General features: G+C 70.7%; 22 protein-coding genes. 11 read left to right on the top strand and 11 right to left on the bottom strand.

The window, feature by feature from the left end; genetic code table 11:
* Positions 1–9: 9 nt before the first annotated feature.
* Positions 10–1428: a short-chain fatty acyl-CoA regulator family protein gene (locus AC07EJ_RS19710; protein ID WP_389482065.1), complete on the bottom strand. Its 1419-nt coding sequence runs from the start codon at positions 1426–1428 to the stop codon at positions 10–12.
* Positions 1429–1814: 386 nt separating this feature from the next.
* Here AC07EJ_RS19710 and aceA point away from each other — a divergent pair, with 386 nt between their 5' ends.
* Positions 1815–3095, top strand: coding sequence for an isocitrate lyase (gene aceA, locus AC07EJ_RS19715; protein WP_389482067.1), 1281 nt, complete (start codon positions 1815–1817; stop codon positions 3093–3095).
* Between the two features lie 15 nt (positions 3096–3110).
* Here the strand turns inward: aceA and AC07EJ_RS19720 are convergent, their stop codons facing one another.
* Positions 3111–3509 carry an NUDIX hydrolase gene (locus AC07EJ_RS19720; protein WP_389482069.1) on the bottom strand — a complete coding sequence of 133 codons (399 nt, stop codon included), beginning with the start codon at positions 3507–3509 and terminating at the stop codon, positions 3111–3113.
* Positions 3510–3565: 56 nt separating this feature from the next.
* Between AC07EJ_RS19720 and aceB the strand changes: the two genes are divergently transcribed.
* Together aceB and AC07EJ_RS19730 are read left to right on the top strand one after the other, a co-directional pair.
* Complete coding sequence (aceB, locus tag AC07EJ_RS19725; protein WP_478884611.1) at positions 3566–5164, top strand: malate synthase A; 1599 nt, start codon at positions 3566–3568, stop codon at positions 5162–5164.
* A 41-nt stretch (positions 5165–5205) separates the two neighbouring features.
* Positions 5206–5481, top strand: a complete 276-nt coding sequence (locus AC07EJ_RS19730) for a 3-hydroxyacyl-CoA dehydrogenase NAD-binding domain-containing protein (protein WP_478884663.1) — start codon at positions 5206–5208, stop codon at positions 5479–5481.
* Here the strand turns inward: AC07EJ_RS19730 and AC07EJ_RS19735 are convergent.
* A complete protein-coding gene (locus AC07EJ_RS19735) occupies positions 5368–5871 on the bottom strand; it encodes a hypothetical protein (protein WP_478884612.1) in 504 nt (167 codons plus the stop codon). The genes AC07EJ_RS19730 and AC07EJ_RS19735 overlap by 114 nt on opposite strands.
* A 33-nt stretch (positions 5872–5904) precedes the next feature.
* On the opposite strand from AC07EJ_RS19735, the gene AC07EJ_RS19740 reads away from it, so the two are divergent.
* Complete coding sequence (locus tag AC07EJ_RS19740) at positions 5905–6114, top strand: hypothetical protein (protein WP_478884613.1); 210 nt, start codon at positions 5905–5907, stop codon at positions 6112–6114.
* 96 nt (positions 6115–6210) lie between these two features.
* Here AC07EJ_RS19740 and AC07EJ_RS19745 read toward each other — a convergent pair whose 3' ends face one another.
* The 3 genes from AC07EJ_RS19745 to AC07EJ_RS19755 form a co-directional block, all read right to left on the bottom strand.
* Positions 6211–6933 (bottom strand): M24 family metallopeptidase, encoded by a 723-nt coding sequence (locus AC07EJ_RS19745; RefSeq protein ID WP_389482078.1) that lies wholly within the window; start codon positions 6931–6933, stop codon positions 6211–6213.
* A gap of 96 nt (positions 6934–7029) precedes the next feature.
* Positions 7030–9813: a molybdopterin-dependent oxidoreductase gene (locus AC07EJ_RS19750; RefSeq protein ID WP_478884614.1), complete on the bottom strand. Its 2784-nt coding sequence runs from the start codon at positions 9811–9813 to the stop codon at positions 7030–7032.
* On the bottom strand, positions 9810–10643 hold the full coding sequence (locus AC07EJ_RS19755) for an FAD binding domain-containing protein (RefSeq protein ID WP_478884615.1): 834 nt from the start codon (positions 10641–10643) through the stop codon (positions 9810–9812). The genes AC07EJ_RS19750 and AC07EJ_RS19755 overlap by 4 nt, the downstream gene beginning before the upstream one ends.
* Before the next feature lie 291 nt (positions 10644–10934).
* Between AC07EJ_RS19755 and AC07EJ_RS19760 the strand changes: the two genes are divergently transcribed.
* On the top strand, positions 10935–11396 hold the full coding sequence (locus AC07EJ_RS19760) for a VOC family protein (protein WP_389482087.1): 462 nt from the start codon (positions 10935–10937) through the stop codon (positions 11394–11396).
* Positions 11397–11423: 27 nt separating this feature from the next.
* Here AC07EJ_RS19760 and AC07EJ_RS19765 read toward each other — a convergent pair whose 3' ends face one another.
* Together AC07EJ_RS19765 and AC07EJ_RS19770 are read right to left on the bottom strand one after the other, a co-directional pair.
* The gene (locus AC07EJ_RS19765) at positions 11424–13232 is read right to left on the bottom strand and encodes a bifunctional sugar phosphate isomerase/epimerase/4-hydroxyphenylpyruvate dioxygenase family protein (protein ID WP_478884616.1); all 1809 of its coding nucleotides are present in this window, start codon (positions 13230–13232) and stop codon (positions 11424–11426) included.
* Positions 13233–13283: 51 nt separating this feature from the next.
* The gene (locus AC07EJ_RS19770) at positions 13284–14159 is read right to left on the bottom strand and encodes a shikimate dehydrogenase (protein ID WP_478884617.1); all 876 of its coding nucleotides are present in this window, start codon (positions 14157–14159) and stop codon (positions 13284–13286) included.
* Positions 14160–14289: 130 nt separating this feature from the next.
* Here AC07EJ_RS19770 and AC07EJ_RS19775 point away from each other — a divergent pair, with 130 nt between their 5' ends.
* From AC07EJ_RS19775 to AC07EJ_RS19790, 4 genes are all read left to right on the top strand, one after another.
* Entirely contained in the window at positions 14290–14955 is a 666-nt protein-coding gene (locus AC07EJ_RS19775; RefSeq protein WP_389482092.1) for a TetR/AcrR family transcriptional regulator, read from the top strand.
* A 241-nt stretch (positions 14956–15196) separates the two neighbouring features.
* Positions 15197–16561: an MFS transporter gene (locus AC07EJ_RS19780; RefSeq protein ID WP_393582890.1), complete on the top strand. Its 1365-nt coding sequence runs from the start codon at positions 15197–15199 to the stop codon at positions 16559–16561.
* Positions 16562–16688: 127 nt separating this feature from the next.
* The gene (locus tag AC07EJ_RS19785) at positions 16689–17579 is read left to right on the top strand and encodes an oxygenase MpaB family protein (protein WP_393582892.1); all 891 of its coding nucleotides are present in this window, start codon (positions 16689–16691) and stop codon (positions 17577–17579) included.
* Positions 17580–17975: 396 nt separating this feature from the next.
* Positions 17976–18662 (top strand): DUF4232 domain-containing protein, encoded by a 687-nt coding sequence (locus AC07EJ_RS19790; RefSeq protein ID WP_389482098.1) that lies wholly within the window; start codon positions 17976–17978, stop codon positions 18660–18662.
* Positions 18663–18715: 53 nt separating this feature from the next.
* Here the strand turns inward: AC07EJ_RS19790 and AC07EJ_RS19795 are convergent, their stop codons facing one another.
* On the bottom strand, positions 18716–19930 hold the full coding sequence (locus AC07EJ_RS19795; RefSeq protein WP_389482101.1) for a cytochrome P450 family protein: 1215 nt from the start codon (positions 19928–19930) through the stop codon (positions 18716–18718).
* A gap of 138 nt (positions 19931–20068) precedes the next feature.
* Between AC07EJ_RS19795 and AC07EJ_RS19800 the strand changes: the two genes are divergently transcribed.
* Positions 20069–20509 (top strand): SRPBCC family protein, encoded by a 441-nt coding sequence (locus AC07EJ_RS19800; protein ID WP_478884618.1) that lies wholly within the window; start codon positions 20069–20071, stop codon positions 20507–20509.
* 13 nt (positions 20510–20522) lie between these two features.
* Here AC07EJ_RS19800 and AC07EJ_RS19805 read toward each other — a convergent pair whose 3' ends face one another.
* Positions 20523–21995, bottom strand: coding sequence for a translocation/assembly module TamB domain-containing protein (locus tag AC07EJ_RS19805; RefSeq protein WP_389482106.1), 1473 nt, complete (start codon positions 21993–21995; stop codon positions 20523–20525).
* 109 nt (positions 21996–22104) lie between these two features.
* On the opposite strand from AC07EJ_RS19805, the gene AC07EJ_RS19810 reads away from it, so the two are divergent.
* Entirely contained in the window at positions 22105–23811 is a 1707-nt protein-coding gene (locus AC07EJ_RS19810; RefSeq protein ID WP_478884619.1) for a hypothetical protein, read from the top strand.
* Here AC07EJ_RS19810 and AC07EJ_RS19815 read toward each other — a convergent pair.
* Complete coding sequence (locus tag AC07EJ_RS19815) at positions 23808–24983, bottom strand: XdhC family protein (RefSeq protein ID WP_389482112.1); 1176 nt, start codon at positions 24981–24983, stop codon at positions 23808–23810. The two genes, AC07EJ_RS19810 and AC07EJ_RS19815, sit on opposite strands and share 4 nt — an antisense overlap.
* Between the last annotated feature and the right edge of the window lie 40 nt (positions 24984–25023).

Consider the following 25023-nt stretch of genomic DNA (forward strand, 5'->3'; position numbering starts at 1 on the left):
ACGGGTCCGTCATCGTTGACCGCCGTCCAGACCATTCAGGTCCACCGGGTACGGGACGAAAGTGCTGGAGTTCTGGTCGATGACCAACGAGCGGCCGAGCGGTGGTGCTGCCCGCTGCGGGCATTCAAGGCGCTCACACACGCGGCAGCCCATGCCGATCGGGGTCGCGGCGGCGCTGCGGCCGATGTCGAGTCCGTCGGAGTAGACGAGCCGGCCGGCATGACGGAGTTCGCAGCCCAGGCCGATCGCGAAGGTCTTGCCCGGTTCACCCCAGCCACCACGGTGTCGGGTGACTGCGCGGACGGTCCACAAGTAGCGCTGCCCGTCCGGCATTTCGGCCACCTGGACGTGGATCCGGCCGGGCGCGGCGAACGCCTCGTACACGCTCCAGAGGGGGCAGGTGCCGCCGGCGCGGGAGAAGTGGAAGCCGGTGGCTGACTGCCTCTTGGACACGTTGCCCGCACGGTCGACGCGGACGAACGAGAACGGGACGCCGCGCTGCCGGGGCCGTTGCAGGGTGCTGAGTCGGTGGCAGACGGTCTCGTAACCGAGGCCGTAATGGTCGGTGAGACGCTCGATGTCGTAGCGCACCGACTCAGCTGTGGTGTGGAAGTCGCGGTACGGCAGGATCAACGCGGCCGCGAAGTAGTTGGCGATGCCGATACGGACCAGCGCGTGGGCCGGCGAGTCGGGGGCGAAGTCCTGTGTGGCCTGCCGGTCCAGCTCGGCGGCGTGTTCCAGGAGGGCGAGTTGGGTGGCCATGCGGAAGGCTCGCTGGCCGGGGCGCAGGCGTGTCGACAGGTGCAGGGTGCGTGTCGCGGCGTCGTAGTGGTGCAGGCGTTTTCCGACCTCCGTACCGAGATGTACGCCGTGCCGTTCTCTCAGCCGGGAGGTGAGGGCGCTCAACACCTCGCCAGGACGGATCCCGATGGCGGCAGCGAGCTCCTCGGCTGCGAGGTCGGTCTCGTGGAGGTAGTTCTGGCGACGATAGAAGTAGTCGCGGATCTCCTCGTGCGGGGAACGTGGTACGTCGAGGCTGGTGTCGCGATCGTTCCCGGCGCCGACAAGCTCGGCCAAGCGTTGGTTGCGACGGCCGAGATCGAGCAGCACTTGTGCGACCGCGGGCATGCGGGAGGTGAGCTCACTCAGGTCTGCCACGGAGACGCGGGCTCCGTCGATCTCGGATGCCAGCGCCTCGCGCAGATCCGCCACCAGGCGGCTGGTGTCGCGCTCGGAGAAGAACCCGGGGTCGACGCCGAAGACCTCGGTCAGGCGCAGAAGGACCGGGACGGTCAGGGGGCGGGAGTCGTGCTCCATCTGGTTCAGATAGCTGGGTGAGATGGCGAGTGTGCGGGCCAGCTCGGCCTGGCTCATCGTGCGCTCCTCACGCAGTCTGCGCAGCCGTGCGCCCGCGTAGATCTTCCCCATGGTGTTTGAGTTCCTCCCCGTCGGGATCGCTCAGCGTACGCGAGCACGCGGCGAGATCAGCGTTCACAAAATTGGCAATCGCAGCCCGGAAGATTCGCAGAAGTTGGCATCGATCCAGGCTTGTTGGCACTCAGTGCCAGTGTCAGAGTTCTGGTGCGGCCCACCGGATCCCGGCGGGTGCGACCCGGAACCGGGGCACGATTCACGCCCTGACGTCGGAGATCCCGGCACCGGATGCACTCACGTCGGCAGTATTGCTCAGCTCGACACCGCGACGGGACGGCGGGCCGCACCCCATCACAAGGCACACAGTGCCACTACTCGCGTGGACGCCTTGTGGTGATGACTGGATTCGCAGACGAACGACCGAGGAGACGGTGACCGTCATGGCAGACACGCATACGCAGGCAGCCGAGGACCTCACCCGCCGCTGGGCCACCGACCCACGCTGGCAGGGCATCGAGCGCACCTACAGCGCCGAGGACGTGGTCCGTCTGTCGGGCAGCGTCCGCGAGGAGCACACCCTGGCCCGGCGCGGCGCCGAGCGCCTGTGGCGTCAGCTGCACGAGCAGGACTACATCCACGCGCTCGGCGCGCTCACCGGCGGTCAGGCCGTGCAGCAGGTCAAGGCCGGGCTGCAGGCCATCTATCTGTCGGGCTGGCAGGTCGCTGCTGACGCCAACCTCGCCGGTCACACGTACCCCGACCAGAGCCTCTACCCGGCCAACTCCGTCCCGCAGGTGGTCCGTCGCATCAACAACGCGCTGCTGCGCTCCGACCAGATCGCCACCAGCGAGGGTGACGACTCCGTCGACTGGCTCGCGCCGATCGTGGCCGATGCCGAGGCCGGCTTCGGCGGCCCGCTCAACGCCTTCGAACTGACCAAGGCGATGATCGCGGCGGGCGCGGCCGGCATCCACTACGAGGACCAGCTCGCGTCCGAGAAGAAGTGCGGCCACCTCGGCGGCAAGGTCCTCGTTCCGACCTCGCAGCACATCCGTACCCTCAACGCCGCCCGGCTCGCGGCGGACATCGCCGACGTCCCGACCGTCATCGTGGCGCGCACCGACGCGCTGGCGGCGAACCTGCTGACGAGCGACGTGGACGAACACGACGCCGAGTTCGTCACCGGCGAGCGCACGGCAGAGGGCTTCTACCGCGTCCGCAACGGCATGGCCCCGGTCATCGCCCGCGGCCTCGCATACGCCCCGTACGCCGACCTGATCTGGGTCGAGACCGGCACTCCCGACCTGGCGCAGGCCCGCGAATTCGCCGAGGCGATCCATGCCCGGTACCCCGACCAGATGCTGGCCTACAACTGCTCGCCGTCCTTCAACTGGAAGGCGTCCCTGGACGACGACCAGATCGCCAAGTTCCAGCGGGAGTTGGGCGCGTTGGGCTATCGCTTCCAGTTCATCACGCTGGCCGGGTTCCACTCCCTCAACCACGGCATGTTCGACCTGGCACGCGGTTACGCCGAGCACGGCATGACCGCCTACGTGGACCTGCAGGAGCGGGAGTTCGCCGCGCAGGAGTACGGGTTCACCGCGGTCAAGCACCAGCGCGAGGTGGGCACCGGCTACTTCGACCTCGTCTCCACCGCCGTCAACCCCGCCTCCTCCACCACGGCGCTGAGCGGCTCCACCGAGGAGGAGCAGTTCCACTAGGACGACACCTGGCGGCTAGAGTCGGCCGGCGGTTCGCAGCAGCGGCAACAGGTGGTGCTCGACGGCAGGGGCCAACCGAAGGGCCGGGTCCCGGCCGTCGGTCCAGCGCAGGGCGGACAGTTCGGCTGCCGGTACCGGCTCCCCGACCAGCCTCGCGGAGAAGACGGTCAGGTGCATGGGGACGCCCTCCAGCGCCGCCGTCTCCTCCACCACCGCGAGGTGTTCGAGTGCGTACGGCACGACACCCAATTCTTCCCGCAACTCCCGTACCAGGGTCTCTTCGGGCTTCTCTGCCGGCTCGGGCTTGCCACCCGGGATGTAGAAGATGTCCGGTGCCGCCTGCTTGCTGACGACAAGCAGCTTGCCGTCCTCGACGACGGCCGCGGCGACGACCTTCATGACTGTGTGATCCATCCCCGCATTGTGCAGCGCGCTGCTCCCCCTCCTTTCGCCCTCCCTCAGGAGATCCGATGCCTTCGCAGCTCATCGCCAGGTCGGTCGACGTTCTCGCGGCGCCCGGCGAGCGACACGACGAGATCCTCACCCCGGCCGCCCTCGCCTTCATCGGCACACTCACCGAAGCCTTCCTCCAGCGCCGCCAGGACCTGCTCAAGGAACGCCGACGCCGAACGATGCGGCTCGCCGAGGGATCGCCCCTCGACTTCCCGATGGTGACGCGGCGGATCCGTGACGACCCGGACTGGCGCGTCGCTCCGCCGGGCCCCGGCCTCACCGATCGGCGCGTGGAGATCACGGGACCGCCCGAGCGGCGGACGGCCGTCAACGCGCTCAACTCCGGGGCACGGGTGTGGCTGGCCGATTTTGAGGACGCCATAGCTCCGACCTGGGCCAACGTCATCAACGGGCAGCTCAACCTCTTGGACGCCATCGAGCGCCGCATCGACTTCACCACCACGGAGGGCAACGAGTACCGGCTGGCCACCGACCGACCCCTCGCCACCATCGTGGTCCGCCCGCGCGGCTGGCACCTCGACGAGGAGCACCTGGAGTTCGACGGCCGACCGGTGCCGGCCGCGCTCGTCGATTTCGGCCTGTATTTCTTCCACTGCGCCCAACGTCAGATCGACGCGGGCCACGGCCCGTACTTCTACCTGCCCAAGCTGGAGAACCGCGACGAGGCCCGGCTCTGGAACGACATCTTCGTCCTCGCCCAAGAACTCCTCGGTATCCCTCGCGGCACGGTCCGCGCCACGGTCCTCATCGAGACCATCACGGCCGCGTTCGAGATGGAGGAGATCCTCTACGAGCTGCGCGAGCACAGCGCCGGGTTGAACGCCGGTCGCTGGGACTACCTGTTCAGCCTGATCAAGACGTTCGGTCACCGCAGCGACTTCCTTCTGCCGGACCGCGCCCAGGTCACCATGACCGCCCCGTTCATGCGGGCGTACACCGAACTTCTCGTGGCCACCTGCCACAAGCGCGGCGCCCATGCCATCGGCGGCATGGCCGCGCAGGTGCCGGGTAAGGAGCCCCGGGCCCACGAGGCGGCGCTGGCCAAGGTCCGTCTGGACAAGGAGCGCGAGGCCGAGGACGGCTTCGACGGCTCCTGGGTCGCCCATCCGGGTCTGGTGCCCGTGTGCCGGGAGGTCTTCGACGGTGTGCTCGGCGAGCGTCCCCACCAGCTCGACCGGACCCGTGAGGACGTCGCCGTCACCCCCGCCGATCTGCTGGCGGTCCGACGCATCGGCGGGCCGCCGACGGGCGAGGGCGTGCGGACCAACGTCTCGGTCGCCGTGCGCTACTTCGCCGCGTGGCTCGGCGGGCAAGGAGCGGTCGCCCTGGACGGGCTGATGGAGGACGCGGCCACGGCGGAGATCGCCCGCACACAGATCTGGCAGTGGCTGCGACACGGCCGCGTAGACCGGGCGACGGTCGTGCGGGTCCTCGACGAGGAGCTCGACTCTCTTGCCGCACAGCACCCCGACGCGCCGCTCCCCGCGGTCCAGGGCCTGTTCGAGCGTACGTGCCTGGCGGCCGAACTCCCCCAGTTCTTCACGCCGGACGCCTACAGCCGCCACCTCGTGCGACGCCTGGAGTACCGCTCATGACCGGGGACGTCCGCCGCGTCGGGGTCGTGGGCGCCGGGCAGATGGGCGCGGGCATCGCGGAGGTCTGCGCACGGGCCGGACTCGACACCGTCGTGTGCGAGGCCGACGCCCTCGCCGCGAAGGAGGCACGCGAGCGTGTCACCTCGTCCCTAAAGCAGGGCCGTCCCCATTCGAGGGCGGCCCTGCGGTCCGTTCGAGGCGGTTCAGGAAGTGGTGGTCCGCCAGATCTGCACCAGACAGAACTGATCCTCCCCGCCCAGAGCGGCTGCATGGCCGGCGGGCATAACCAGTACGTCGGAACAACCCTGCAGAGGTGAGGTGAAAGGACCTGCGGCCGGGTTGAACGCCCACTGCCACCGCATCCGGTACGTGCCCGGCGACGGCAACACCAGCGGAATCTCCCTCAGCCCGCCATCGACGGTCTGCAGACCGAGCTCGCCCTCGGGAAGGTCCACCTCGACTTCCTCCTGCCCCGCCCACTGACCGGGCGGCAGCGCCGGTGCAGTGGCCCACGACTCCAGACGTATCACCGTCGTGACCACCTCCGAGGGCACCTGCAGATACACCAGGCCCGGCCCCGGAAGCAGCCACTTCGATCTGTCCGCGTCATCATCGAACGTTTCCGCCCCCATGGTCGTGTCGACCAGCCCGAACAGCCGGTAGCTCGCCGACACCGTCGTATCGCAGGAATCCAGCAACCTAGCCATCAAGCAGCTCCAAATCAGGGGAAACACCGCTCAGTGGCGGCGCTCCCACCGACTGTATTCGGAAGGGACTTCCCGCATGCCGGAGCCCTGGAGCACCGGGACCCGGCCGGCACCTGCGACCAACTCCTGTGCGTCCACCGGGGCCACGCCCAGCGCTTCGTCACCGCGGCAGGGGAGGTACTGACCGAGGAGGACCCGGCGGGGCTCCACGAACTCGACGATCCGGGCTCCACCGCCGACTGAGACCTACCTGTCACGCCGGCCGGGGAATGGTGAAGGCACAGGCCGCAACGCCCGCCGTGAGGATGAACGCGGCTCGCAGGCCACGGAGTTCGGCAGTCACGCCAGGTCGAGGAGCCCCTTGTACGAGCCGCCGTGGCCCCCGCCTTCGTCGAGCAAGTTGATCTCCAGCATCCAGTGGGCCTGCCAGCCGCCCTCGTCCGTACGGCGCAGGGGCTGGTCGTTGGCCGGGGCGATGTACGCGTTGTACGCGTCGGCCTGTGTGCTCGGGGCATTCGGTGCCGTTCCCACCAGGTGGCCCGCGTGCCGTCCCGCGAGGGCCCAGCCCGCCTCGGTGGCCATGGTCCGGACCTCGGCGTGCAGCTGCGCGCCGGTCACGTTGCGTTTCGCGTGGAACGCCTCCCGGCCGGCCTCGAACATCCTCGGCAGGTCCTCGGTGAGGCGGCGTCCGTTCGGGGCCTGGCCGATGACGACGGTGCGGACGAAGCTCGACCCGTAGCCGGAAAGGAGCGGGCTGAGGTCGACGACCACGATGTCGACCTCGGCGATGATCCGGTCCTGCGACGGCTCCTGTCCGGCACGCAGGACGGAATGCGGCGCGTGCGGCGGCCCCGAGCGCACGGCCCGCCAGGGACCGCACGCGCCCCAGCCCGGTGCTTCGCGGGCCAGGTCGCCGATGCGCTCGCTCACCTCCCGTTCACTGCGACCGGGAGCGATCAGGCGCCGGGCGGTGACCTCGGCGAACAGGGCCTGCGCCATGCGCTGCCCCTCCACGAGGCTCAGGGCGCGCAGCCGTTCGTCCATGCGGTCGGGTGGTGCCATGGTGCCGTTCCTCTTCCGTTCGAACGCCCGGGTACTTTTCAAGCGCCCGGGTTCTTTTCAAGGGGCCGGATTCCTTTTCAGGGGCCCGAATTCTGGTCAAGCGCCCGGAACTGGGTGGTGCCGGTCGAGGGCGAGCCAGACGCGGTCGCGGGTGACCGGCATCTCGGTGAACCGGATGCCGGTGGCGTCGCGCAGCGCGTTGGCGAAGGCGGGGGACACCGGGTTGTAGGGGCTCTCGCTCATCGACTTGGCGCCGAGCGGGCCGGTCGCGTCGGCGGTCTCCATGAAGTGGACCTCGGTGCGCGGCATATCGGCGTACTGCGGGAGGCGGTAGCGGCGGAAGGCGGCCGTGGTGACCTCTCCGCGTTCGTCGATGCGCACCGTCTCGAAGAGTGTCGCGCCGAGCGCCTGGGCGACTCCGCCCTCGACCTGGCCGCGGCACTGCAACGGGTTCATGACCTTGCCGGCGTCGGCGGCATGGACGCTGCGCAGGATGCGGATCTCGCCGGTGTCCGGGTCGACGGCGAGGCGGAACCACTGGGCGTTGAAGGCGACGGAGCGGGGCGTACCGCCCCAGTGGCCGTCGGCGGCCATCTCGTCCAGCGCGCCCCGCGCCTCGGCCGCCTCGTACAGCTCCTTCAGCGTCACGACATGACCGGCGCAGTCGACGGCCTCCTGCCCGAGCACACACAGATGGCGGGCCACGCCCGTGTACAGGGCGGCGAAGGTCCTCAGCCGTTCGGCCAGTGAACTCGCCGCGATCAGCACCGCCTTGCCGGCCACGACCGTGCCGGCCGAGCCGAAGGCGCCGGTGTCATGGCGTACGACGTCCGTGTCGGACTGGCGGATGGCGAGCCGGTCGACGGTCGTGTTCAGGGCGCCCGCGGTGATCTGCTTGTGGACGGTGGTGGTGCCGTTGCCGAACTCCGCCGTACCGACGGCGATGTCGTACGTCCCGTCGGACAGCAGGGACACGCGCGCGTCGGCGTAGTGGCCGCCGGGCGGGGCGGTCGCGATCATCGCCATGGCCGTGCCCTGCCCGACCAGCCAGCCCTCGGGGGCCCGTTCGCCGCTGTCGTCCTCGGCCATCGCCTTGCGCACGACCTCCAGGCACTGGTCGAGCCCGTACGAGGCGATGAACAGGTCCTCGTCGTGGCCGATCGGGGTGACCATGTGGTCGCCGGGGCCGATGATGTTCTTCTCGCGGAAGGCCAACGGGTCCATGCCTAGGCGGCGGGCCAGTTCGTCCATCGCCGACTCGACGGCGAAGGTGGTCTGGCCGAGGCCGTAGCCGCGGAAGGCGCCCGCCGGGACGACGTTGGTGTAGACGGCGAAGGCGTCGACCTTCTTGTGCGGGGCGCGGTAGACGGCGAAGGACTCGCCGACGCTGTGGAACATCACGCCCGGACCGTGATTGCCGTACGCGCCGGTGTTGGACACGACCCGCATCTGGATCGCGGTGAGGGTGCCGTCGGCGCGGGCACCGGCCTTGATCCGGATGGTGAAGGGGTGGCGGGTGCTCGCTCCGTAGAACTGCTCGGCCCGGGTGAACTCCAGCTTCACCGGCCGCCGCAGCTTCAGCGCCGCCAGCGCCACGATGTCCTCGGTGAACATCTCCTGCTTGCCGCCGAAGCCGCCGCCCACCCGGCCCGCGACGACCCGGACCTCGTCCTCGGGCAGCCCGTACAGCGCACACAGGGCGCGGCGCGTCAGGAACGGGGTCTGGGTGGAGGAGCGGACGGTGAGGCGCTCCCCCGTGCCGTCCTCCTTGGGCTCGAAGTACGCGACACAGCCGTGGGTCTCCAGGCTGGCGTGCTGCACCCGCTGCGTACGGAAGGTCTCCTCGTACACGACGTCCGCCTCGGCGAAGCCGTCCTCGACGGAGCCGATCTCGCCGTGCACCTCCCCCGCGACGTTGTTCTCCACGCGGGCGATGCGCACCTCGGGGCCCTTGCCGTCGTGGATGACGGGGGCGCCGGGGCGCATGGCCTCCTCGGGGTCGATGACGTACGGGAGTTGCTCGTAGACCACCTCGATCCGCCGACAGCCCTCCTCGGCCGCCTGCTCGCTGTCGGCGACGACGGCGGCGACGCGCTGGCCGATGTGCCGGACGACGTCGTCCAGGACGCGGGTGTCGTCGGGGTCCTCGTGGGGGTGCTCGTGCCGGGCCGAGGAGTAGAGGGTGCCGGGGGCGTCCTCGTGGGTGAGGACGGCGTGCACGCCGGGCACGCGCAGGGCGTCCGCGGTGTCGACGGAGACGATGCGGGCGTGCGGGTGCGGGGAGCGCAGCAGTTTCATGTGGAGGAGGCCGGGCACCTCGACGTCGAAGGTGTAGCGGGCGATGCCGGTCACGACCTGGGGGCCCGCGGGCGCGCCGAGGCTCTTGCCCACTGCCTTGCCCGCGCAGGGCCGTTCGGTGTGCTTGACGCCCCGTACCGCGTCCTCGATGGCGCGATAGCCGGTGCACCGGCAGATGTTGCCCTTCAGGGCGCGGGGCAGATCGTCCAGCTTGCCGTCGTCGTGCGCGGTGCCCTGCTCGGCTTCGAGGGCCGCCGTCGTCATCAGGAACCCGGCGGTGCAGAAGCCGCACTGGAAGCCCTGGGCGTCGAGGAACTTCCTTTGCACGGGGTGGAGTTCGCCCTCCGGTGAGGCGAGGCCCTCGACGGTGGTGACGCTGCGGCCCTGGGCCCGCGCCGCCGGGTAGAGGCAGCTGTGGACCGGTTCCCCGTCCACATGGACGGTGCAGGCGCCGCAGTCGCCCGCGTCGCAGCCCTTCTTCACCCCGAACCAGCCGCGCTCGCGCAGATACGTACGCAGACACTGGCCGGCCCGTGGCGCGGTGTCGAAATGCTGGTCGTTGACCTCGATGTCGAAGCTCATCGTGCACCGTCCTGGGGGAGCTGGGTCAGTTCGTGGCGGACTTCCTCGGCCAGGCGGAACCCCATGTGCCGTCGCCACTCGGGCAGTCCGTGGATGTCGTCGAACCAGTCGTCCTCGCCGACGGACGCCTCGATGGCCCGCCGGAGTTCGCCCTTGTCCGGAGGCAGCGGGAACCAGAGCCGGAACGGCCGTACGGTCGCCGCGCTGATCGTCACCGCCATCGACCCGTCCACCGGATCGAGCGTCCCGATGACCAGCGCACCCGAGCGGCCGAGCCCGTACAGCGACGCCTGGCGGAAGGCCGTACGGCAGGCGAGTGCGCGCGCGGGCAGCGTGACCGAGCGGAGCAGCTCGCCCTCGCCGAGGTCCTTGCGGCCCGCTCCGGTGATGAAGTCCGCGACCTTCACGGTCCGCCTCACCCCTGCCTGCGACCGGAGCAGGCATGTGCCGTCGAGCGCGGCCGTCAGCGAGATCATGGGTCCGGCCGGCAGCCCGTTGCACAGGTTCCCGCCCACGGTCGCCATGTTCCAGATCTTGAAAGAGGCCAGGAAGGCACGGCAGCACTGCTCGAACAGGGGTGCCGCCGGTACGTCGAACTTCCTGCCGAAGCGGGAGAGTTGGGCGATGGTGCACGTCGCCGCGATCTCCAGCGAGCCGTCCTCACCGAGGGTCAGCGACTCCCATCCCATGCGGCTCAGATCCACCAGGCGCCGCAGATGAGGCTGCGGCTCGGAGAACAGGTACGTGCCGCCGCCGAGCCATGCGTCGCCCGGTTGCCAGGGCTCACGCAGCCGCGCGTCACGCATTTCCTTCACCGTGTTCAGATCCATGTCTCCTGCGCCCCTCAGCTGCTGCCTCACAGCCAGTGAAGCCGGGAGCAGGGCCGGAAACGACTGGTGCACCACACGGAAAACCGCACCCCGACGCCGCGGGCATTGGTTGAACGACCAAGCAGCTTTTGCCTTCGGCGCACCGGGATCTCGGACCGGATCTGTCAGTGGGGGGTGCCAGGGTGGCCTCAGAGACGCGGACCCACTCCGGTGCGGACCTCTGTCCCTTCTCTGTCCCTTTCCTGTCCCTTTCCCGTCTCCCCACGCGACCCGCCACGAACGGAGCACCCCGTGAGCCGCCACATCCAGGTCACCTTCGACGCCCACGACCCGCGCGCCCTGTCCTCCTTCTGGCGCGACGCACTGGGCTACGTCCACCCCGGCCCGCCCGGCGTCGCCGTGCCCGAGGGCGCCGACCCTCTGGCCGCGTGGGACGACTTCCTCGCGCGCATCGGCGTACCGCAGGAGCAGCGCAACACGAGGTCGGCCATCGAGGATCCGGACGGGCGGGGCCCGCGGCTGTTCTTCCAGGAGGTCCCGGAGGACAAGGCCACCAAGAACCGCCTCCACCTCGATATCCGTGCGGCTCCCGGACTGGAGGGAGCGGAGCGCATGGCGGCGCTCGAGGCCGAGTGCGCCCGCCTCGTCGCGCTGGGCGCCGCGCGGGTACGGCGCCATGAGCCCGCTCCCCCGCTGAGCGCGGGCTTCATCGTGATGACCGACCCGGAGGGGAATGAGTTCTGCCTGGACTGACCCGGTGCGGGACGTAGTCCCGAGGGCTTACCTGCGTCCGGGGCGCAGCGCGTGCTGGGCGGCGAGGCGGACGGGGGCGTTCTGGGCGCCGTAACCACGGTAACCGGCGTCGCGCTGGACCAGTTCGAAGAAGACCCGGCCGACCGTCTCCGTATAGAAGTGGCGGAAGGTGCCGTGCTCGTCGCAGTCGTAGAGGATGCCGAGCTCCCGGTACGTCTCGGCCTCGCCCGGGGCGAGGTCGAAGCGCGCCGCCAGGTCGTCGTAGTAGTTGGGCGGTACGGGCAGGGGGCGGCCGCCCGCCTCCTGGAAGGCGCGCGCGGCGGCGACCACGTCGTCCGTCGCCAGGGCGATGTGCTGGGCGCGGCCGGCGTCGTCGGCGGGACCGGGGCCGATGCCGAGCGCGATCCGCACCCGGCCGTCGTCGTTCGTCACGGCGCGGCTGCGCAGCAGCCCGTAGGGGTCGGCGACGTCGACGCTCTCCTGCGGCCTGAGTCCGAGGACCGTGCGGTGGAAGAGCGCGGCCTCGTCGAACTGGTGCCAGGGCTGGGTGAGGGCGAGGTGGTCGATGCGCAGGACGGCGCCCCGCTCGTCCCGATCGCCGTCACCGGCGCCGGGCAGCGGTGCGAAGTCCTCCCGCCAGTTCGCCAGGCCGGTCCGGTTCGTCGCGCAGAAGAAGATCTCTACGCCGTCGGGCGCGGCCACCGCGTTCAGCGGGGCGTCCTCGGGTGCCCGGCGACGGGGCAGTACGGGAGCGAGGAGCGACTCGGCGCGGGCGGTCGCGGCCGCCGGGTCCGGGGATTCCAGGCCGAGCGCGGCGAGCGCGAGCCCGTCGCGGTGGCGGACCGGGTCCGTGGTGACGAGGAGGCGGGCCTCGCCGCGCTGCCAGAGTTCGACGGGCTTGCTGCGGTGCCTGGCCGTCCGGGCCAGGCCGAGCGCGCCCAGGAGCGCGGACACGGCGCCGGCGTCCGGGGTGGTGAGTTCCGCGAAGGCGAAGCCGGTGGGCTGGGCCGCGGCGGGCGGCGACGCGAGGCCGGCGGCCTCCTGGAGGAGCATCAGGGAGCGCTGGGCGTCCACGGCGGTGGGGCCCGCGTCGGCCTGCCGGAAGACGTCGTTGAACACCTCCAGCGAGAGCGGGCCCGTGTAACCGGCGTTGATGACGTGCCGGACGAGTCCGGTCACGTCCAGGCCGCCCTGCCCGGGGAAGCAGCGGTAGTGGCGGCTCCACTGGAGCACGTCCATCGCCATCAGCGGGGCGTCGGCGAGCTGGAGGAAGAAGATCTTCTCGCCGGGGATGTCCTCGATGCCCTTGGGGTCACAGCCGCGGGCGAGGATGTGGAAACTGTCCAGGCAGGTGCCGAGCGCGGGGTGCCCCGCCGCTTCGACGATGCGCCAGGCGTGGTCGTACGTGCTGACGTGGCGGCCCCAGGCGAGGGCTTCGTAGGCCACGCGGACGCCGTGTTCCTGCGCCGACTCCGCGAGCCGGTGGAGGTGTTCGGCGGCGAGCGCGTCGTCGTCGACGGCGAGGGGCGAGACACTGGAGCACACCAGGACGGTGTCCGTGCCGAGCCGGTTCATCAGCCGGAACTTGTGCTCGGCGCGGCGCAGGTTGCGCTCGAACTCCTGCGGCGGCACCGCCTCGATGTCCCGCATCGGCTGGTAGAGGTCGATGGTCAGACCGAGGTCGGCGGTGCGGGCCCGGATCTCCTCGGGGGTGAGCGGACTCGCGAGGAGATCGTTCTCGAAGATCTCCACCCCGTCGAACCCGGCCGAGGCGGCGGCGGTCAGCTTCTCGGTCAGGGATCCACTGAGCGAGACGGTGGCGATCGAGGTACGCACGACGGTGCTCCTTGGGTGGGAGGACGGGGGGCTGTGAGTGGCGGGCTCGGGTCAGCCGCGTGCGGCCGCCGCACCCGCCAGTTCGGCGAAGTCGGCGAGCATCCGCGTACTGTCCGGCTCGCGGCGCGTGAAGAGCCGGAACGCGTCCGCGGCCTGGAACACCGCCATGCCTCCGCCGTCGAGCGTGGCGCAGCCCAACTCCCGTGCGGTGGTGAGCAGTTCCGTATCCAGCGGGCGGTAGACGACTTCCGCGACCCACAGGGACGGGCGCAGAAGGCGGGCGGGGAGCGGGAGTCCTGGGTGGGCGGCCATGCCGGTGGGTGTGGCGTGGACGAGGCCGTCGGCGCGGGCGAGATGTTCTTCGATGCGGTCCGGGGTCCCGGCACCGGCGCGGCCCGCGCCGAAGTGCCGGTTCAGCGACGCGGCCAGGTCCTCGGCGCGCTCGGGCAGCGCGTCCACGACGGTGAGGTGGCCGCCTCCCAGGGTGAGCACGGCGTGCGCGACAGCGGCGCCCGCGCCACCTGCGCCGAGCTGCACGACCCGGTCGAGCGGGGCGTCGGGCAGGCCACGGGCGAAGGATGCCGCGAATCCGGTGACGTCGGTGTTGTGGCCGACGGCGCGTCCGCCCTCGAACACGACGGTGTTGACGGCGCCGAGAGCCGCCGCCTGCGGGGCGAGCTCGTCGAGGTGCGGGATGACGAGCTGCTTGCAGGGGTGGGTGATGTTCAGGCCGTCGTAGCCCACGGTCCGGGCCGCCCGCACCAGGTCGCCGACCCGGTCGGGGGTGGCACCCAGGGGGTCGATGTCGATCAGCCGGTAGAGACAGCGCAGGCCCTGGCGGTCGGCCTCCCGCTCGTGGAGCGCGGGGCTCAGCGAGGGGCCGATGCCCGAACCGATCAGACCGACGAGACAGGAGTCCTGAGACACCGAGCTCCTCCTAATGTACGAACTGGTTCGTTAGTAATATCAGGAAGGCGTCATCCTGGAAAGGGCAGCCGGTCGCCGGCCCCGGCGCTGCTTCTACAATCACCAGCACCGAACCGACCCGGAGGAACGCATGGCCACAGTCGAAGAGCCGACGCGACCCGCCGGACGGACCCGCGACGCCGCCCGCACCCGGGCCGAGATCCTCGATGTCGCCACCCAGGAGTTCGCCCGCGCCGGTTACACGGGCGCCCGCGTCGACGAGATCGCAGCCCGCACCCGCACCACGAAGCGGATGATCTACTACTACTTCGGCGGCAAGGAACAGCTGTTCACGGCGGTCCTGGAGCGCGCGTACTCGGCCATCCGGCAGGCCGAGCAGGAGGTCGACGTCGACCACCTGGACCCGGTCGCGGCCATCCGCCGGCTCGCCGAGCTCACCTTCGACCACCACGAGGCGCACCCCGACTTCATCCGCCTGGTCGCGATCGAGAACATCCACGAGGCGGAGCACATGACCGCCTCCGAACAGCTGGGCGCGCTCAACTCGCCCGCGATCGAGGTGATCCGGCGCATCCTCGAAGCCGGGCGGGCGTCGGGCCTGTTCACGGCCGAGATCGATGCCGTCGACCTGCACGCGATGATCAGCTCGTTCTGCTTCTTCCGGGTCTCGAACCGGCACACGTTCGGCGCGCTCTTCGGCCGTGACCTGGTGGCGGACGACCGGCGCGAGCACTACCGGACCATGCTCGGCGACATGGTCATCGCCTATCTGACGGCGGACCGCACCGAGGACTGAGGCCGGACGCCGGCCGGGCACCGCGTGCGGAAGATTCCGCGGCCCACCTCTTGACACACGGGTAACACCAGCGCAACATCCGTAGCCATCCGCTACTAACTACCCAGTGGGTTAATTAGCCGCACCACTCCCCCCCGGGCAAGGAACACCGCCCCACCCCAGGGCCGGCGAAAGACACCACGACACCACCCCGCACCCCTCCGCTCGCTTCATCGCCGAAGCGTCCCCCTAGGAGTACGCCGTGACCGTCCCCTCCCCCGGCGCCGGCGCGCCGCCACAGGCTCCCGCGGGCCAGCCGCGCAAGGCCGCGCTCGCGGCCTGGACCGGCAGCGCCCTGGAGTACTACGACTTCTTCATCTACGGCAGCGCCGCCGCGCTGATCTTCCCCAAGGTCTTCTTCGACGAGTCCGACCCCGGGAACGCGACGCTGCTCTCCCTCGCCACCTTCGGCGTCGCCTACGCCGCCCGCCCCGTCGGCGCGCTCTTCCTCGGTCACATAGGCGACCGGCTGGGCCGCAAGAAGATCATGGTCTTCACGCTGATCCTGATGGGCCTGTCGACGTTCCTCATCGGCTGTCTGCCGAGCCGCGCGCAGGTCGGCTCGCTCGCCCCCGTCCTGCTGGTGCTGTGCCGCGTGCTCCAGGGCATCTCTGCCGCGGGCGAACAGGCGAGCGCGAGTTCGATGACGCTGGAACACGCACCACCGGGCCGTCGCGGCTTCTTCACCAGTTTCACCCTCAGCGGCACCCAGGCGGGCCAGCTCATCGCCACTCTCGTCTTCATCCCGGTCGCGGCCCTGCCCGAGGACCAGCTGCTCTCATGGGGCTGGCGCGTCCCGTTCTGGCTGAGCGTCGCCGTCGCCGTCGTCGGGTACGCGATCAGGCGCTCCCTGGAGGAGACGCCGGCCTTCGCCCGGCAGGCCGCGGCCGAGGGCGTCGTGAAGCTGCCGCTGGCCGTCCTGCTCCGCGACCACTGGGCCGACGTCCTGCGCGTCGTCGCCGGATCCCTGATCGCCTCCGTGAGCACGATCTTCACCGTGTGGGCCCTGTCGTACGCGACGAGCGACTCGGTGGGCATGGACCGGTCCGGGATGCTGTGGGTGGGCGCTCTCGCCAATGTGGCCGCCCTCGGCGCGATCCCGCTCTGGGCGAAGCTGTCGGACCGCATCGGCCGCAAGCCGGTGTACCTCGTGGGCTCCGTCGGCAGCGCCATGCTGATGGCCTGCTACCTGTGGGCGATCTCGACGGGTTCGTATCCGCTGGTGCTCGTCCTCGGCATCGTCACCTTCGGCGTCGTGTACAGCGCGGCCAACGGTGTCTGGCCGTCCTTCTACGGCGAGATGTTCTCGACCCGCGTCCGGCTCTCCGGTGTCGCGATCGGTACCCAGATCGGCTTCGCGGTCGCCGGGTTCGCGGTGACGTTCGCCGCGCAGATCGCGGGTCCCGGCGGCGACGACTGGTCCGCGGTCGCCCTGTTCACCGCGGCGCTCTGCGTCCCGCCGGTCATCGCGGCCCTCACCGCGCGCGAGACGCACCGGGTGCCCGCGGAGGAGCTCGGCCTGCGCCTGCGGGCCGAGGCCGCCGACCACGCACCGGCCAGGATCTGACCCTTCCTCGACTGAACTGCCGTGCGCCATCCCGCACTTCGCCGCCGGAATTCATACCGCGCCGAACCGGCTCCGGCGGCGGGGCCGCGCCATAGGGTTGAACTCCCGGCCACAGATGGGTGATGGCATGCAGCGCTACGAACGGCTCCGGCAGATCCGTCGGCTCGACCCGGACCGGGACTGGCTGGCGATCTACCGGCTGACCGCCGCCTACGAGTTCCCGTGGGACCTGACCCGGGCCCTGGAGCTGGCACTGTTCCGCACTTACGCCGTACCGAGCATCGGTCAACTCCTCGCCAGAACAGCCGAACTGACGGAGCGTGCACAAAAACGGTACGACGACACGGCACTGCTGCTCGACACGGTCGTCGAGCACGGCTTCGACAGCGTCCAGGGGCGCACGGCGATCCGCCGGATCAACGCGATGCACCGCAGCTACGACATCAGCAACGACGAGATGCGGTACGTCCTGTGCACGTTCGTCGTCGTGCCCAAGCGCTGGATCGACGCCTATGGCTGGCGCCGCCTTTCGCGCCACGAGATGACGGCCTCGGCGCACTACTACCGCGCACTGGGACGGCACATGGGAATCCAGGACATCCCGGGTTCCTACGACGAGTTCGAGAGCTGCCTCGACGCGTACGAGGCCGAGCACTTCGCCCAGGACGAGAGCGGGCGGCGCGTGGCCGACGCGACGCTCACCCTCATGGCGTCCTGGTATCCGGACGTCCTGGCCCCGGTGTTGAAGAGGGCGACGGTCGCGCTGCTCGACGAGCCGCTCCTGCGCGCCTTCGCCTACGAACCACCGGGTCCGGTCACGCGCGGGCTCGTGCGGAGCGCCGTCCGCCTGCGCGGCCGTGCGGTACGTCTGCTGCCGCCCCGAAGCGCGCCGCACCACGCCCGCGACAACCGGGAGATCAAGGGTTACCCGGACGGCTACCGGGTGGGCGAGCTCGGCACGTTTCCGACGCCGGGCCTGCGCGGCTGCCCCGTCCGTGGCGCGGGCGGTGCGGAGTGAAGCGGCCATGCCACTGGCCGGGGGTCAAGATCCGCCGGGTCACGGGTCTGTCCCAGCGGGCGGTGGCTGCGAACAGGTGCGCAACGGTGGCGGAACCCGCCGTACCGGCCCGTCGGAGGCGTGCCCCGCAGTGGCGCGTCGCGTCGCGTCCGGGCGCCGTTTCCCGTGCCGGACGGGGGCAGGGCAGGGGTACGGCAGGCAGGGAGCGGCGAGTGGTTGTGCCCGGTGATGGTGCGTTTCGGGCGTCACTGTGCGTGTAACAGGGGTGTATTAGGGGGTGGTTGGTCGGAACGGATCGCCGGGGCGGGCGGCTCTTGGTGTGCAGAAACCTCGCTCGTACCGACCTGGGCCGAGCGGCCGGTACTGCTTACCGACACCGACACTGAGGAAGAATCGATGCGCGTTCACAAGCTCACCTTCGCCGCCCTGGCCGTTGTCGCAGGTCTTTCGCTCACGGCCTGCAACGGCGATGACGGCACGGCGCAGAGCGACCCGTCGTCCGCGTCCGGTGCGTCTTCCTCGGCCGCCGGTTCGGACTCGGGCGGTTCGGATCAGGCCGGTTCGGACCAGGGCGGTTCTGACCAGGGGAACGGGGACGACTCCGCCGGGAACTCCGGCGGGCAGGGCACGGCCGCCGGGACCGGCTCGAACGCGAACGGCAAGGTCGGCAAGTGCCGCACCGACGAACTGGAGATCACGGCGTCGGACAGCACCATCGGCGGCGACACCGAGGGCTCCGTCGCGGTGACACTGAAGAACGGCGGTGGCCGGGACTGCACGCTGGCCGCGTACGCGGGCGTCGACCTGAAGACCAGCCAGGGGGTGCTGTCCGCGAAGCGCACCGGTCAGGAGGCCAGCCCGATGGTCCTCAAGGACGGGAAGTCGGTGTCCTTCGGCATCAGTTACCCGATGAACAAGTCGGGCGGCTCCGGCGTCCGCATCACGGGTCTTGTGGTGACCCCGCCGAACGAGACGAAGTCGGTCACCCTCGACTGGCCGGGCGCCGCCACGCTGCCCGTCACGGACGGCTCCGGCTCCCCGGTGCAGGTCGGCCCGATCGGCAGCGCCGGCCAGGGCGGCTGACCCGCCCCTACCGGCACCCGCCGCTCCCGGCACCCCCTGGGCCCCCTGATTCCCTACAGGGTGACCCTCAACTCGCCGTAGCCGTAAGCGATGAAGGACTCCACGTGCGGGGCCGCACCCGCACTCCCGTCGAGCGCGAGGCCGGGGAAGCGCTCGAACAGCGCGGGCAGCGCGATCGCCGCTTCGAGCCGGGCGAGCGGCGCGCCGACGCAGTAGTGGACGCCGTACCCGAAGGCGAGGTGCTCCTTGTCCACGCGCGTGAGGTCGAAGGATCCCGCGTCCTCCCCATGGCGCAGCGGGTCACGCCCTGCCGAGGCGTACGTCGCGAGGATCGCGTCGCCCTGTGGGATCTTGACGCCGTCGGGCAGCTCGATGTCCTCGACGGCGTACCGCAGCGGCAGGTTGGCGATCGAGGGAGCCCAGCGCAGGGTCTCCTCGATCACATCGCTCCAGGGGATCTCTCCCGCGAGGACGCGGGCCAGCTGGCCGGGGTGGCTGAGCAGGGCCTGCACGGCGTTGCCGATGAGGTTGACGGTCGTCTCGTGACCGGCGCCGATGACAAGCAGGAGCGTGTCGATGAGTTCCTGTTCGGTGAGGCCCGAGCCGTCCTCGTCGTCGCGGGCGGCGATCAGGACGCTGGTGAGGTCGTCGGCGGGCGTCTCACGCTTGAGGGCGACCAGGCCCCCGAGGAGTTCCTGCACCTCCTGCCAGATCGCCATGGCCTGTTCGGGCGTGACGGTGGTGTCCATGATGCCCGCGATGAGGCGCGCGGCGTCGGCCTGCCGGTCCTCGGGCAGCCCGAACAGCTCGCAGATGACCTGCATCGGCAGCGGGTGCGCGTAGGCGGCGCGCAGGTCGACGCGGCCGTCCGGTGCCTCGGCCATCCGGTCGAGAAGACCGGCCGTGAGCTCCTCGATGCGGGGGCGCAGGCCGTCGGTGCGGCGCTTGGTGAACGCGGGCGAGATCAGCTTGCGCAGCCGGCGGTGGTTGCTGCCGTAGGCGGTGAACATGTTGGTCACGCCCACCCAGGAGTTGACCCAGGTCGTGCGGTACTCGCCGTTGATCCAGGCGAGCCAGTGCTGGTTGGGGTCCTTGGACACGCGGTCGTCGGCGAGGAGCTCCTTGAGGATCGCGTACCGGGTCGGGGCCCAGGCCCGTATGCCGCCGGGGAGTTCGACGAGTGCGGCGGTGCCGCGCGTGCGCAGCAGGTCGGCCTCCGCGTGGAGGCCGCGGCCCGCGGGGTCGATGACGTGGGGGTCGTGTGCCATGTGATGCTCCAGCCGACGTGGGGGTTTCATGATCAAATTGGCACAACAGATCGTAGGGTCTTAGGAGTTAAGACGCACGCCGATCCGGCGCGCGCCGGACAGCGCGGGGAATGGCGCCCACGGTTCTAGGATCCGGGCGTGGCCTTCTTCCGAATCACCCGTGAATCGCCGCTTTCCGCCGCCGAGGCGTGGCGCCGCATGACGGACTGGGAGCGGCACGGAGACGTCGTCCCCCTCACCCGCGTCAGGCTCGCCACCCCGCCCCCGACCGGCGAGGGCACCGTCTTCGTGCCGCGGACCGGCATCGGGCGTCTCACCTTCGACGACCCGATGGAAGTCGTCGACTGGACACCCCCGTACGGCGATTCGGCCGGTCGGTGTCGCCTGGAGAAGCGCGGCACGTTCGTCACGGGCTGGGCCGAGATCGAGGTGGCGCCGTACGGCGCGGGGTCCCTCGTCGCGTGGCGCGAGGAGATCCGCGTACGCCCGCTGCCGCGCTGGTGCGACCCGCTGCTCGCGCGGGCGGGCCGCCTGATGTTCGGACGGGCGGTCAAGAATCTGCTCCAGTACGTGAGTTGAGCCGCGGGATCACTCACCCTCTTCCGATGACGCGCCTGGCGCCCGCGAGGACCGCCGTCGCCAGGGTCCAGCCGGAGGCCACGAGGAGGACGGCGACGGCCTTGCCCGCGCCCTGCGGATCCCAGGAGCCGCGATAGCCGAGGCTCGCCACGGGAATGAGCAGGTCGACGCTGTAGAGGACCGGGTCCCAGGCCCGCTGCCCGGAGCCGCCGACCGCGCGCGGCTCGTGGTACGCGAACCAAAGGGATCCCGCGGCGGCCAGCGAGAGCAGCCACAGGAGCGCCCGGCGCGGGGCGTAGCCGTAGCCGAACAGGAGGTCCTGGACCAGGCCCCAGACGCGCCCCGACAGTCGGTCGAGGCGGCGCACATGACGTTCCCTCGCGTGCCGCACTGTGCGCGCGGACCGCTCGTCGCCCGCGCTCTCGTACGACGTCGCCAGCTGCTCGAAGGATCCCGCGCCCGCGTTCGGGTCACGCGTCAGCCAGCCGATGCGGGCGCGGACGTCTGCGCTTTCGGGTGGGCCGGCGGTTTCGAGGCGCTTGTACGTGAAGCCTTCGAGGTTGAGCCGGCCCGGGGCGGGCCAGGTGGCGGCCGAGTCGACGAGCACGTCCACGGCTGCGTCCTGGAGGACCACGGCTCCCGCCGGTGGTTCGCGCAGATCGAGGCGGAGCCGCGGCACCCGGAGCCGGCTCAGGAGCAGCGCGCCCGCGGGTGCGTCGATGACGCTGTCGTGGAAGGTCACCACGCCCTCGACCGAGGCGGCGCGCAACAGCACCTGCCCGGCGCTGCGGAAGCCCCAGTCGGCATACAGGCCGCGCCCGCAGGCGAGTCCGGTGCCGTCCAGGCCGCCGACGTCGGCGCCGTTGAGGTTGAGGGCATAGGCGATCTGAGCATCCCTCAGGTAGAGGGCACCGGAGGCGGTGAGGCCTCGCGCGTGCACGGACCCCGACACGTTCAGGCGGGGCGCGAGCAGGGACCACGGGCCCGCGTCGGCGACGGTGAGCCGTTCGACGACGAGGTTGCCGTCTATCGCCGCGTCGGCCAGTTCCAGTACGGCCGATGTGGAGTCCTCCGCCAGCCGGCGCGGCACCCGCGGGCCGTCTCCGGCCGCGGGCGGGCCGGTCAGCGGCTGGGGTACCGGGGTTGCGCTGCCGAGCGTGGCTCCGGACAGCCGCAGGTCGCCGTCGACGGTGATCCGGTTCGCGTGCAGCGCGGGCGCCTTCGAGCCCGACAAGTCCAGTGCGCTGACGGTGAGTTCGGCGAACCGCAGTGGCTCGTCGAAGACGCAGTCGACCAGTTCGAGCACGGTGTCGACGCGGCAGCGGGACAGGTCGAGCCGGCCGCGTACGCGCAGCCCTTCGAACCTGAGCGGCCCGCCCGTGCCGTCCTCGTGTCCGGTGATCTCCTCGCGCAGCCGGGCCGCGTCGACCGTGTCACCCGGCGCCGGGCGCCACCGCGGGCGCCTGCTCCCCCTGAGACGTGCCATCGTCGCCTCCCCCCTTCTCTTCCTCCACCTTCTCTTCCTTCTCTTCCTCCACGCAGGAGATATCACGCGAGGCGAACACGCGCGCGGTCCTTGTAGGGATACTGAGTTGATGGACGACCCCTCCCCCTTCGCCCGGTTCGGTGAACGCACCGCGTCGCTCCTAGAGAAGTGGCAGCAGCTGAACCACCGGTCTCTGACACCCGTCGACTGGCTCGACGCGGGAGGCAGCGGCGCACTGCTCGTCTCCGTGTTCGTACAGGACAGGGATCCGAAGAAGACCAAACGCAGGATGATCATCAAGCTCTGCTCGCCGGGCGGCGAGTCGTCCATGGAGCCGGGCCGGCTCAACTCGGCACGCATGTCCTTGCCTCTCGGGGACGGCTCGTTCACCCGCGACCATCTCGTGGAGCACCTCTACGATCCGATGCCGGTGGACGACGCGTGGCTGATGTTCCAGGGGCTCGCCGGCAACGGCACGGACATGGTGACCCTGAGCACGATCCTGCGACAGCAACGGCTGCCGGGCGTCGCGGCGGAGATCGTGCGGTCCCTGCTGACCCACTGGAATCCCGACGAACACGCGGACGGTGCGATGACGGCCGCCGGTTTCGTCGGCGAACTGCTCGACCGTCGCCTGGAGCCGGACGGCCCGCTGGCCTACTGGGTCCGCAACGCGCTGGGCCTCGCACTCGACACACCCTGGATCAGGCTGGCCCGCAGAGGCAGCGCTCCCCTGCCCAACCCCGTTCACCTCGGCGCCGGTTGCGCCCTGGCCGGAGGTGTCGTCTCGTATCCGGTGCGCGGGCGCGCCCATGGCGATCTCCACCCGGGAAACATCATGGTTCCGGCGGACCTCAAGGCGAACGCGAAGCACTATGTCCTGATCGACCTGTCACGCTTCGACGAGCGGGCGCTGCTCGCCCGTGATCCCGTCCATCTCCTGCTCTGCCTGGTGGCCGACTTTCTGCCCCATCTGTCGGACGACGCCCGGGACGAGCTGCTCGAACTGCTCGTCGGCCGACAGACACCGGGGCTGCTGATCCCGCAGGGGCTCCAGTGGACGGTCGACCGGATACGGCAGGCGCCGGACGGCTGGTTGGCCGACCGCGACATCTCTGGAGAGTGGCGCGGCCAGTGGATGCTGTCGATGCAGGCGTGCGCGCTCATGTTCACCGCGCGGGTCCGCTACGACGCGCGGGACCGCTGGTGGTTCTTCCGCCTCGCGGCGGAGGCGGCCGCCGAGTATCTCCGCGCCATCGGCGCCTACGAGCCGGAGGAAGCGGTGTTCGTCCAGGGGCCGCCGGCGTCCGTGACCGGCGCGCCGACGGCCATCGTGGTGCCGGGTCAAGCCACGCCCGTTGAGTCCGTGTCCGACGGCGCGTCCGCTGCCACGCCAACGGTTGCGGAGGGCGTCGGCCGGGAACCGATCCTGGCCCTCCTCCTCGATGCCCGCGAGCACCTCGGCCTCCGGCTCGACCGGCTCAGAGCCCAGACGGCCGGATCGGTCTCGTCGGAGACCCTCCAGGCCATCAGGCAGCGGACCACTTACGCGCACAGGGAGATCGCGGCGCGGCTCGACGCCGCGCACCATGTCCTCGACGAGGGCACCCGGGACAGTGTGGGCGCGGTCCTCGAGCGTCTCGCCCATGTCACGGCCATGGTGGACGAGCCCGGATTCTCGCCCGAACAGCCTTCGTTCCTGCGGGACTTGGCCCACCGGGCGCTGATCATGGCCATGGACCAACTGCTCGGCTCCGTCCATGAGGCGGTGCGCGGTATGGACGGCCCGAGCGGGTCCTGGATCGACAGGGTCTAGGCCACGGACCCGATCCGCCCGGAGGGCGCACGCGCTCCGTCGGGGTGAATCGGCGTGTGCGCGCCGGTCAGCGCGACGCCGCTGCCGCCGCACCGGTTGGCGACGATCTCCGAGGCGATGGACAGGGCCGTCTCCTCGGGGGTGCGGGCGCCCAGGTCGAGGCCTATCGGTGAGCGCAGGCGCGCCAGTTCGAGTTCGGTGACGCCGACGGCGCGCAGGCGGTCGTTGCGGTCGAGGTGGGTGCGGCGGGAGCCCATCGCGCCGACGTAGGCGACGGGAAGCCGCAGCGCGCGCTGGAGGAGCGGGACGTCGAACTTGGCGTCGTGGGTGAGGACGCACAGGACGGTGCGTCCGTCCGTCTGCGTGCGCTCCAGGTACTTGTGGGGCCATTCCACGACGATGTCGTCGGCGTCGGGGAAGCGGGTCGGCGTCGCGAAGACGGGGCGTGCGTCGCACACCGTCACGTGGTAGCCGAGGAACTTGGCGATCCTGACGAGCGCCGCCGCGAAGTCGATGGCCCCGAAGACGATCATGCGGGGCGGGGGGACGGACGACTCGACGAGGAGAGTGAGGGGCTGCCCGCAGCGCGATCCGCTCTCGCCGATCTCCACGGTGGCGGTGCGTCCGGCGCCGAGGAGCGCGCGGGCCTCGCCCGCCGCGGTGCGGTCCAGTTCGGGGTGCCCGCCGAGGCTGCCCTCGAAGCCACCGCCGAAGCCGCTGTCGGAGTCGCTGTCGTCCCGTACGAGGATGGCCCGGCCCATGAGTTCGGCCGGGCCCTCGGTGATGCGCGCGACCGCCGCCGCCCTTCCTCGGGCGGCGGCGGACAGCGCCGCCGCGAGCACCTCCCGTCCCGGGGTGTCCGCGCGTACCGGGGTGATCAGGATGTCGATGTCTCCGCCGCAGGTGAGTCCCACGGCGAAGGCGTCGTCGTCGCTGTAGCCGAAGCGTTCGAGGACGGTCTCGCCGTCTTCGAGCGCCTGTTGGCACAGTTCGTAGACCGCGCCCTCCACGCAGCCGCCGGAGACCGAGCCGATCGCGGTGCCGTCGGTGTCGACGGCGAGTGCGGCTCCCGGCTGCCGGGGCGCGCTCCCGCCGACGGCCACCACGGTGGCCACGGCGAAGTCGCGTCCCTGCTCGACCCACCCGTTGAGTTCAACGGCGATGTCCAGCATGTTCGGTCTCCTGAGCGGTGACGTGGAGGGCGGATCCGGT

Source organism: Streptomyces sp. NPDC045026, from assembly GCF_056432625.1.